10 protein-coding genes and 1 pseudogene are annotated in these 8,783 nt (G+C 74.7%); all 11 read right to left on the bottom strand.

Features of this window, described 5'->3' with window-relative positions:
• Positions 1 to 98 precede the first annotated feature (98 nt).
• Positions 99 to 887 carry a hypothetical protein gene (locus ACOJTC_RS24310; RefSeq protein ID WP_420118620.1) on the bottom strand — a complete coding sequence of 263 codons (789 nt, stop codon included), beginning with the start codon at positions 885 to 887 and terminating at the stop codon, positions 99 to 101.
• A 2-nt stretch (positions 888 to 889) separates the two neighbouring features.
• Positions 890 to 1,831 carry an RluA family pseudouridine synthase gene (locus tag ACOJTC_RS24305; RefSeq protein WP_420118619.1) on the bottom strand — a complete coding sequence of 314 codons (942 nt, stop codon included), beginning with the start codon at positions 1,829 to 1,831 and terminating at the stop codon, positions 890 to 892.
• Positions 1,828 to 2,478 carry a signal peptidase II gene (gene lspA, locus ACOJTC_RS24300; RefSeq protein ID WP_204927749.1) on the bottom strand — a complete coding sequence of 217 codons (651 nt, stop codon included), beginning with the start codon at positions 2,476 to 2,478 and terminating at the stop codon, positions 1,828 to 1,830. Before lspA ends, ACOJTC_RS24305 begins: the two co-directional genes overlap by 4 nt.
• A gap of 66 nt (positions 2,479 to 2,544) precedes the next feature.
• Positions 2,545 to 2,976: a TraR/DksA family transcriptional regulator gene (locus ACOJTC_RS24295; RefSeq protein ID WP_204927750.1), complete on the bottom strand. Its 432-nt coding sequence runs from the start codon at positions 2,974 to 2,976 to the stop codon at positions 2,545 to 2,547.
• Positions 2,977 to 3,199: 223 nt separating this feature from the next.
• Positions 3,200 to 4,702, bottom strand: coding sequence for a potassium/proton antiporter (locus ACOJTC_RS24290; RefSeq protein ID WP_145920974.1), 1,503 nt, complete (start codon positions 4,700 to 4,702; stop codon positions 3,200 to 3,202).
• A gap of 22 nt (positions 4,703 to 4,724) precedes the next feature.
• Positions 4,725 to 5,030 (bottom strand): DUF167 domain-containing protein, encoded by a 306-nt coding sequence (locus ACOJTC_RS24285; RefSeq protein ID WP_420118618.1) that lies wholly within the window; start codon positions 5,028 to 5,030, stop codon positions 4,725 to 4,727.
• A gap of 11 nt (positions 5,031 to 5,041) precedes the next feature.
• Positions 5,042 to 5,272, bottom strand: a pseudogene (locus ACOJTC_RS24280) (hypothetical protein); the annotation flags it as partial.
• Positions 5,273 to 5,958: 686 nt separating this feature from the next.
• Positions 5,959 to 6,759, bottom strand: coding sequence for a DivIVA domain-containing protein (locus ACOJTC_RS24275; protein WP_088643047.1), 801 nt, complete (start codon positions 6,757 to 6,759; stop codon positions 5,959 to 5,961).
• Between the two features lie 43 nt (positions 6,760 to 6,802).
• A complete protein-coding gene (locus ACOJTC_RS24270) occupies positions 6,803 to 7,108 on the bottom strand; it encodes a YggT family protein (RefSeq protein ID WP_088643046.1) in 306 nt (101 codons plus the stop codon).
• 28 nt (positions 7,109 to 7,136) lie between these two features.
• Positions 7,137 to 7,844: a cell division protein SepF gene (locus ACOJTC_RS24265; RefSeq protein ID WP_204927754.1), complete on the bottom strand. Its 708-nt coding sequence runs from the start codon at positions 7,842 to 7,844 to the stop codon at positions 7,137 to 7,139.
• A gap of 190 nt (positions 7,845 to 8,034) precedes the next feature.
• Positions 8,035 to 8,781: a YggS family pyridoxal phosphate-dependent enzyme gene (locus ACOJTC_RS24260; protein ID WP_420118617.1), complete on the bottom strand. Its 747-nt coding sequence runs from the start codon at positions 8,779 to 8,781 to the stop codon at positions 8,035 to 8,037.
• Positions 8,782 to 8,783: the final 2 nt, after the last annotated feature.

Here is an 8,783-nt window from a genome sequence, read left to right as displayed (position 1 = left end):
GACGTCCCGGACCGCTTCGCCGGGCCGCTCGGGCAGGGCGGCCCGCTCGGACAGACGGCCCCACGGCCGGTGGCCCGGGCCGGGCGGTCGGGAGCGGGTCAGCCGGGTGACGTGGCGGTGTCGGCGGGGGGCCGGGCCACGTCCCGCTGCTCCGGCAGCGGCGGTAGGAACACCGTCCGGTCCAGCCGGGTCACCTCCGGGGCGGGGTCGACCGCGCGGACCCCGTCCCGCCCGGCCGTGGCGCGCAGGGCGGGCGGCTCGGCCCGGACCACCGCCGCGTAGACGCAGGCGCACGCCGACCGGTAACCGGCCGCCTCCCGCGCCGCGACCTGCGCCCCGGTCTCGTACCCCCGGCGGGTCGCCGGGTCGGTGCCGGCGGCGGCCCGGGTGCGCTGGTCGGCGGCCTCCCGGTCCTTGCGGTCGGCGAGGCCGGCCATGCCGGCGGTCACGTCCTGCGGCAGCCGCTGCGCCGGCAGCCGGACCACCTCGGTCTGCCGGTCGGGCAGCGGCACCCGGACCACCACCGCCGTGACCTCGACGCCGGCCAGCAGCGCCGGCAGCTCGTCCGGCGCGACGTACCTGTCGAAACTCACCAGCGCGTACGCCCCGGCGGTCAGCGCGGCCAGTTCGGCCCGGCTGGCGGTGGCGTAGCCGGGCAGCGAGTCCCCGGGCAGCACCCCGACCCGGGTGACCTGCCCGACCGTACGGTCACCGACGGGGGCCGGCCGGCGGGCCGACCAGCCGGCGGCGAGCAGCACCGCGCCGACGGCGAACACCGCCGTGGTGACCAGCCAGCGGGCCGGCCGGGACGTCCCGGCGGCCGGGACGCCGGTCGCCGGGGTGTCGTCGCCGTCCGGCCCCGGGCCGGCCGACGGGTCGTGCCGCACGGTCAGTCGCGCAGGATGGTCAGCGCGCGGGCCAGGTCGTCCGGGTACTCGCTGACGAAGGTCACGTCGTCGCCGGTGCGCGGGTGGGCGAAGGTCAACGACCTGGCGTGCAGCCACTGCCGGCGCAGTTCGAGCCGGGCCGACAGGGTCGGGTCGGCGCCGGTGGGGTGGTGGCCCCCGCCGGGGGGGCGCCGGGGGGGGCAGTGGACCCGGATCGGGGGGGTACGCCCCGTCTCCAGCCGGACGTCGAGCAGGCTGGCCGCCGGGAACGCCTCGATGGTGTCGTAGTGGGTGACGCTCGGCTTGCCGTCGGAGACCACCGCCCAGCGGTAGTCGTGGTGCGGATGCCTGTCGATCGGGGCGTCGATGGTGCCGCGCGACGGGTCGGGGTGCCCCTGGACCACCGCGTGGTAGCGCTTCTCCACCTCGCGGTACTTGAACGCCCGCTTGAGCGCGGTGTACGCCTGCTCGCTCTTGGCCACCGCCATGATCCCGGTGGTGCCCACGTCGAGGCGGTGCACCACGCCCTGCCGCTCGGCGGCCCCGCTGGTGGAGATCCGGTGCCCGATCGCGGCCAGGCCACCGATGACGGTCGGGCCGGTCCAGCCGGGACTGGGGTGGGCGGCCACCCCGACCGGCTTGTCCACCACGACGATGTCGTCGTCGGCGTAGACCACGGTCAGCCCGGGGACCGCCTGCGGGACCACGGTCGGCGGTGCGACCGGGGCGGGCAGCGTCACCTCCAACCAGGAGCCGGCCCTGACCTTGTGCGAGTTCTGCCGGGCCGCGCCGTCGACCAGCGCGTCCCCCGCGTCGACGAGTGCGGCGGCGGCGGTGCGGGAGAGCCCGAACAGCCGGGACACCGCCTGGTCGAGCCGCATGCCGTCGAGGCCGTCCGGGACGGGCAGGGACCGGTGGTCGCCACCGGTGGCGGTGGAGGTCATGCCCGCTCCCGGGGTTCGGCGTCGGTCGGCGCGGTCTCGGCGGACACCGGCCCGGTGGACGGCCCGGCCGCCTCCGGGGCGGTGTCGCCCCTGGCCCCGATCCGTCGCCCGTCGCGCTGCCGGCCGGTCAGTTCCAGCAGGACGGCCAGCAGCACCCCGGCGACCAGGCAGCTGTCGGCCAGGTTGAACACCGGCCAGACCTGGCCGTACGGGTCGAAGAGGCTGACCATGTCCACCACGTGCCCGACGAAGTGACCGGGTGCGCGGAAGATCCGGTCGGCGAGGTTACCCAGCGCCCCGCCCAGCACCAGCCCCAGGGAGACCGCCCAGGGCAGCGAGCGCAGCCGCAGCGCCATCCAGGTGATCCAGCCGACCACCCCGATGGTGATCAGCGGGAACACCCAGGTGTGGTCGGCGCCGATGCTCCACGCCGCGCCGCTGTTGCGGGTCAGGGTGAGGTAGACCGCCCCGCCGAGCAGGCGGACCGGCGGGCGGTCGTCGAGTTGTTGCAGGGCGAGGTGCTTGGTGAGCAGATCCGTCAGCAGCGCGAGCAGCGCGATGCCGACGAGGAGCACGACCGCCCTGCGGCGGGGCGTACGGCCGGCCGGCTCGGTGGTGCCGGGTCCGGCGGTCGGTGCTGTGGTCATCGACTCCCCATCGACTGTCCCGACGACGCAGGTCCGCCGTCTCGCGAGGTCACCGGGGAGCGGATGTCAGCGCCGCTCCTCCAGCTGCTTGCAGGTCACGCAGAGGGTCGCCGACGGGAAGGCCGCGAGCCGCTCCACCGGGATCGGGTTCCCGCACCGCTCGCACCATCCGTAGCCGCCCTCGTCGAGCCGCTCCAGGGCACGCTCGACCTGGGTGATCCGTTCCCGGATGCTGTTGGCGAGAGAGATCTCCTGCTCACGCTCGAACGTCTTGGTGCCGGTGTCGGCCTGGTCGTCCCCGGCCGAGTCGGTCAGCCGGTCGCGCTGCAGCTCGGTGATCTCGCTCAGCGTCTGATCGTACTCGGCGCGCAGCTCGTCGCGGCGGGCCGCCAGGGCCGCCCGGATCTTCTCGGTCTCCGCCGTGCTGCGGGTGGCCTGCGCGGTGGCCTTCGCCGCAGGTTTGCGACCGGCCGTCCTGGTGTCGGCTGGCTTCGCCATCGTCAGCTCCCTCAGCCGCGGGACGCGGCGCTCGGCGGTGCCCGGACAGGGTCCGCCGACGTGGCGTCCCCGGGTAACAAAACGGGCGCACGGCAACGGTGGCCGCGCACTCCGGAGGTTGGCAAGAATACGGAACGTACAGGCGTCCGACAACGTGCCGCACTGTCGTACCGCCATTCAGCCCCTAATAACCGCTAATTGGGGCAAAACGAAGACTAGCAGATCAGCCGTCCCGGTCCTCGCCGTACTCGCCGAACCACCGCGCCAGGCGACCCCGCCGGCTGACCGCCCGCAGCCGCCGCTCCGCCTCGTCCCGCACCCCGGCGGTCGCCACGATCAACATGCTGTCGCCGGTCTTGAGCCGGGTGTCCGCGCCCGGCACGAAGCCCACCCCGTCGCGCAGCACCAGGGTCACCGAAGCGCCCACCGGCAACCGGAGCTCGTCCACGTGCACCCCGGCCAGCCGCGACCCCGCCGGCACCTCCAACTGGAGCAGGTCCGCCCGCATCCGCTCCAGCGGGGCGGTCTCCACCCGGATCTCGGCCGGCTCGGCCGGGGCGGTCACCCGCAACCGGCGGGCGGCCGGCGCGAGCGTGCCCGCCTGGAGCACCGTGAAGATCACCACCAGTACGAACACCGCGTCGAACAGCCGGTCCGCCCCGGGCACCCGGGCCGACAGCGGGATGGTGGCCAGCACGATCGGCACCGCGCCGCGCAACCCCGCCCAGGACAGGAAGAGCTGCTCGCGCAGGCCCACCCGGAACGGCAACGCCGACACCAGCACCGACAGCGGCCGGGCCAGCAGCAGCAGGGCCAGCCCGGTGACCACCGCCGGCACCAGCGCGGTGTGCAGCCGCTCCGGCGTGGCCAACAGCCCGAGCAGCACGAACAACCCGATCTGCGCCAGCCAGGCCAGCCCGTCGGCGAACCCCAGGATCGCCTGCCGGTGCGGCAGTCGGGCGTTGCCGAGCAGCACCCCGGCCACGTAGACGGCGAGGAACCCGGAGGCGTGCAGCACCGCACCGGCGGCGTACGCCAGCACGGTGAACCCGACGGCGGCGATCGGGTACAGGCCGGACGACGGCAGCGCCGCCCGACGCAGCGCGAACCGGCCGGCCAGCCCGGCGGCCAACCCCACCGCCGCGCCCACCCCCAGCTCGTAGCCGACCAGGAAGACCTCGAACCACCACGGGTGCTCCACCGGCCCGGTGCGCGACAACAACACCACCAGGATCACCACCGGGGCGTCGTTCATGCCCGACTCGGCCTCCAGGGCGGCCACCAGCCGGGGCGGCAGCCGCAACCGGCGCAGCGTGGCGAACACCGCCGCCGCGTCGGTGGAGGAGAGCACCGCGCCGTAGAGCAGCGCCAACCGCCAGTCCAGCCCGAGCAGCAGGTGCACCACCAGGCCGACGACGACGATGCTGACCAGCACCCCGACGGTGGACAGCGCGCCGGCCAGCCCGAGCACCGGGCGCAGGGTGCTCCACCGCGCGGTGAGCCCACCCTCGGCGATGATCACGATGAGCGCGCAGAACCCCAGCATCCGGGTCAGCTCGGCGTCGTCGAACCGGATGCCCAGCCCGGCCTCGCCGATCGCCACCCCGAGCGCGAGATAGACCAGCAGACTCGGCACGCCCAGCCGCGTGGAGAACCGCACCGCGCCGATCGCCACCAGCAGCACGGCCGCCCCGAGGAGCAGGGCCAGATCCAGTCCCGGCGTCACGGGCGCCCCACCCGGGGCGTCGTCACCCGGCCGATCCGTCGCGCAGCCGCCGCACCAGCGCGGTGACCTCCGGCGTCGCCCCGTCCACCAGGAAGAGCTTGTCCCGGCTGGCCGCGCCGGTGCGCAGCGCCACCGCCGCCGGGCGGACGCCCAGGGCGTCGGCCAGCGCCCGGCGGGCCGCCTCGGTGGCCCGGCCGTCCACGGCCGGCGCGGACACCGCGACCACCAGGGCGGGCCCGTGCGGGCCGGTGAAGCAGCCGCCGACCCGGGGCCGGGACGCCCCAGGCTTGACCCGCACCGCGACGGTCACCGTGTCGTCCGTGGGCATCGACGCCGGCCTCAGCGGGGGTAGGTGTCGGCGAGCAGGGCGGTGTCCGGGTTGCACAGGCCGCACGGGGTGAACCCGAGGGAGACCGCCTCGTGCACCGGCAGCGGCTCGTGCTCCCGTTCGATCAGGTGGGCGCAGGAGAGCAGGTGGTAGCGGGGGTGCCCGTCGACCACCCGCACCTCGGCGTCGAGCTGGGCGACCCGGGCGGCGTCGGCGGGCGGGACCCGCTGGGCCGGTGGGTCCCACGGCGACGCGGCGTCGTCCGAGTGCTCCCAGGGCGGCGCGAGATCGTCCCCGGCCGCCCAGGCCGGGTCGTCCGGGTCGGGCCGGTCGGGGTCGGTGACCGGGTCCCACCGGGGGTCGTCCGGGTCGAGCCGGTCGGGATCGGGATCGGGGGCACGGTCGGTCGCCGGTTCGGTGCGGCCCGAGGTCGTCCGGTCCGGCGCGGCGGACACGACGACGGGCTCCCAGGGTGCCTCCGCGTCGGGCTCCCAGGCGCCGGCGTCGGGGCGGGTGGAAACGTCGACGGGGTCGCCGGCCACCGGCGCGCCGGGTGGTTGCCGCCACCCGGCGTCACCGGTGCCGAACGTCGTCGCAGGGTACGTCGTCGGTTCGTCCGACGGCGTGGTCGCGGCCGGCGGGGTGGTCGGGCGGGACTCCGTCGCGCCCCGACCCCGCGCCTGGTCCGCCGCCCTCGCCCGGGTGACGGCTGCCTGGCGGGCACCGGCCACCAACGCGACGGCGGCCAGCAGACTGGCCGCGATGGAACTGGTCAACAACGTGCTGGAGCCGTCGACGAGACCGAACGCCAGCAGGACGACCGCGACGAGGATGAGCAGCAGACTGGCGACTAGCACAGCTCACCCCCGCCGCGTCGTGGGTCGTCGGCTGGGTCGGCGACCGTCGGGGGACGGCCGCCGACCGTGGATCAGCGACCTGCTTCGAGGGCGCCGGAGCGACCGCCGCCGTACGAGCCGGCGAGGCCGGCCGCGGCGAGGCCGTTGCCGCCGACGGCACGGGTGCCCTCGGCGCGGGTCATCTCGGCCTCGAGGCCCTGGCCCCGACCGTCGAGGTCCCGCAGCTGGCTCTCCAGGTACGCCTTGAGCCGGGTCCGGTACTCGCGCTCGAACTGCTTGAGTTCCTCGATGTGCTTCTGCAGCGCGGTCCGCTTGGCGTCCAGGCCGCCCATGGCCTCCTGGTGCCGCTGACGGGCGTCACGCTCCAGCGCGTCGGCCTTGGCCCGCGCCTCGCGGGTGACCTCCTCGGCCTTGGAGCGCGCCTCGGAGAGCAGCTGGTCGGCCTCCCGACGGGCGTCGGAGACGTGGTCGTCGGCGGTGCGCTGGGCCATCATCAGCACCCGCAGCGCCTGCTGCTCGCCGTCGCCGCCGACGGCCGGGCCACCGGTGGTGCGGACCTGCTCCAGCTCGGCCTGCATGGCGCGGGCGGCCTGCTCGGCGGCGGCCTTGTCGCGCTGCACCCGGTCGAGCTGGGCCTTGACGTCGTTGAGCTCAGCCGCCAGCCGGGCATCGCCACCGGGGCCGGCAGGGGCCCCGCCACGACCGCCGCGCTCCACCTGGGCGCGCAGCTCGTTGTTCTCCTCGATCAGACGGGCAAGCTCACGCTCGACCTCGTCCAGGAAGGCGTCGACCTCCTCCTCGTCGTACCCCCGCTTGCCGATCGGCGGCTTTTTGAAGGCGACGTTGTGCACGTCGGCCGGTGTCAGCGGCATCGAAACTCCTCGGGTCAGTTGCGGCCGCGAAAGCGCGCGCTGGTCAGGAGAAGTTCCTGATCAGCGGATCTAACACAAACCTCATCAGCACGAACAGGATAACCAGGAGCACAAGGGAGGCCAGGTCGATGCTCACGGTACCAATTCGCAGTGGGGGGATCACCCGCCTCAACGCCTTCAGAGGCGGATCAGTGACGCTCCACACGGACTCGAGTCCGGCGGACGCGCCACGCCCCGGTTGCCACCGACGACCGTACTGGAGGACGGCACCGAGAACGAATCGGGCCAGCAGCACGATAAGGAAGACGTACAAGATCAGGTAGAGCAGCTGGAACATGATCGACAACACGGCAGCGACGTCCCTCGGTCGGGTGGACTTAGCTCAGGGAGAAAAAGCCGCCCTCAGCGATCTTGGCTTTGTCCTCCGCGGTGACCTGGACGTTGGCCGGTGAGAGCAGGAACACCCGGTTGGTCACGCGCTCGATCGTACCGCGCAGCCCGAACGCCAGCCCGGCGGCGAAGTCCACCAGCCGGCGGGCGTCGGCCTCGTCCATCTCGGTGAGGTTAATGATCACCGGGACCCCGTCGCGGAAGTGCTCGCCGATGGTCCGCGCCTCGCGGTAGGTGGTCGGGTGCAGGGTGGTGATCTGGTAGCGCTGCTCCTCCTCGGCCACCACCGGCCGCTCCCGGGGCGACGCCTGCGGCGCCAGCGCGAGATTGTCCCGGGTGTGGTAGCTCAGCGCGCCCGAGGTGTCCGTACCCCCGGACCGGGTGATCGACCGGACGCTGGCCCGCTCCGGGCGCTCCGGCCGCTCGGCACGCTCCGACCGCTCGTCGTCGGCCCGGTCGGCGTCGGCCAGCCGGCTCGACCGCTCGCTCAGCCGGCCCCGGTCACCGAGGCGCGGACGCGGCGCCGGCGGCTCCTCCGCGTCGTCCTCGTCGTCGTCGGCGAACTCCTCGGCGTACCGGCTCGACCGGTACCGCGACTCGCGGTAGCCGGGCTTGTCGTAGCCCTCGTCGTAGCCCCGCTCGTCGTCCTCCTCGACGAGACCGAGCCAGACCCCCGCCTTGCGCAGTGCACCCATCCCGCGCCCTTCCGTCCGCCGTGCGGCACGCACCCCCGTGCCGTGTCGCCATGATCGCGAGTGGACTCCATGCCCACCGGATCAGAGCGGCAATCCCCGACGTGCGATTCGCGGCTCGCCCGTCGTGGCCCCCGACCGGGGGCGCCACCCCTGAACAACACTGATGTAATTTGCTTCTACCGCGGTCAGGCTACCGCAGCGTGGAACGCATTCCGAGCAACGCGCTGCCGACGCGGACATGTGTCGCGCCGTATCCGATGGCCGTTTCCAGGTCGCCGCTCATCCCGGCGGAGAGCACGGTGGCCGTCGGATACCCGACCCGGAACGCCGCCGCCACCTCGGCCAGCCGGGCGAACGCCCGTTCCGGTTCCCAGCCCAGCGGCGCCACCGCCATCAGCCCGGCCAGCCGCAGCGCCGCCGCGCCGGCCAGTGCCTCGGCCACCGCGCGCAGCCCCCGGTCGGGGTCGGCCGCGTCCGGCAGGGCGCCGCCACGCGCCGGGTCACCGTCCAGGCTGACCTGCACCAACGTCGTCAACGGACGGTCCCGTCCGGACTCGGCGGCGGTGCCCAGCGCGCGGGCCAGCCGCACACTGTCCACCGAGTGCACCACGTCGGCGTAGCGCACCACCGAGCGGGCCTTGTTGCGTTGCAACTGACCGATGACGTGCCAGCGGACGGCCGCGCCGGCCGCCGCCACCTCGGCCGCCTTCGGGGCCGCCTCCTGGTCCCGGTTCTCCCCCAGGTCGGTGACCCCGAGCCCGGCCAGCGCGACCGCGTCGCCGGCCGGGTACGTCTTGGTCACCGCGATCATCGTCACCTCGGACGGGTCCCGGCCGGCGGCGGCGCAGGCGTCGGCGATCCGGGCCCGCACCGCGGCCAGCCCGGCCGCGAGCGCGGCGCGACGGTCGGCGCCCACCGGATCCGGCGCAGCGGTCATCG

It is taken from the genome of Micromonospora sp. (assembly GCF_048594385.1).
Classification (GTDB): domain Bacteria; phylum Actinomycetota; class Actinomycetes; order Mycobacteriales; family Micromonosporaceae; genus Micromonospora; species Micromonospora wenchangensis.
The sequence above is the reverse complement of the archived record's forward strand: the minus strand, read 5'-3'. Positions and strand labels throughout refer to the sequence as shown.